This window comes from Streptomyces populi, assembly GCF_002911015.1.
In the GTDB taxonomy this organism is placed as follows: domain Bacteria; phylum Actinomycetota; class Actinomycetes; order Streptomycetales; family Streptomycetaceae; genus Streptomyces; species Streptomyces populi.
This window is the reverse complement of record NZ_KZ627093.1, coordinates 1-970: the sequence shown is the minus strand read 5'-3', so window position 1 is coordinate 970 and position 970 is coordinate 1. Positions and strand designations below refer to the sequence as shown.

Genomic DNA, 970 nt, shown 5'->3' with positions numbered 1-970 from the left:
GGAACAACGCCACCTCGAACACGAACAGAGCAGCCTGCGTATACACCGTCCGATCCAACAGACCACCCACACCCACGGCCGCACCAGCACCCGCGGCCGGATCCGTGGCCGTGTCGGTGGCCGTGTCGGTGTCGGTGTCGGTGTCGGTGAACATCACCTCGCGCACCGACCGGCCCAGCAGGCCGTCCAGCACCGCGCACGACTCGTCCACCGACCGCGCGAACACCGGGAACGCCGCGTAGAGCTCCCGGCCCATCCCCGCCCGCTGCGCACCCTGACCCGAGAACAACGCGGCCACGGTGCCCGGCGGCCGTACCGCGCCCTGGACCAGGTTCGCGGCCTTCCTCTGGCCGGTCAGGGCCGTCAGTCCGGCCAGGAGCTCATCCGGCCGTGCGCCCCACACCACCGCGCGGCGCTCGAAGGCGGTACGTGTCGTGCCCAGCGCCCGGCCCACCGCGGCGGGATCCAGCTCCGGGCGTCCGTTCACGAACGCGGCCAGCCGGTCCGCCTGCGCGCGCAGCGCGGCCCCGGTCCGCCCCGACACCACCCACGGCACCAACCGCTCCCCCGCCCCGGAGACTTCGGAAGTCTCGGCGGCTTCGGCGGTCTCAAGGCTCTCGGGGGCCTCCTCCAGAATCACGTGGGCGTTGGTGCCGCTGATCCCGAACGAGGACACCGCCGCCCGCCGCGGCCGCTCACCGCGCGGCCACGCGCGCTCCGTCGTCAGCAGTTCCACCGCGCCCGAGGACCAGTCCACCTTCGACGACGGCGCATCCACGTGCAGGGTGCGCGGCAGCACCTGGTGCCGCAGCGCCTGGACCATCTTGATGATCCCGCCCACCCCGGCCGCGGCCTGCGCATGCCCGATGTTCGACTTCAACGACCCCAGCCACAGCGGACGCTCCGCGTCCCGGCCCTGCCCGTACGTCGCCAGCAAAGCCTGCGCCTCGATCGGGTCGCCCAGCGCGGT

At 73.3% G+C, this 970-nt stretch carries 1 protein-coding gene; it reads right to left on the bottom strand.

What is annotated here, in order from left to right; all coding sequences use genetic code 11:
• A partial coding sequence (locus CW362_RS42825; protein WP_162684462.1) for a ketoacyl-synthetase C-terminal extension domain-containing protein occupies positions 1 to 970 on the bottom strand: 970 nt, incomplete at both ends.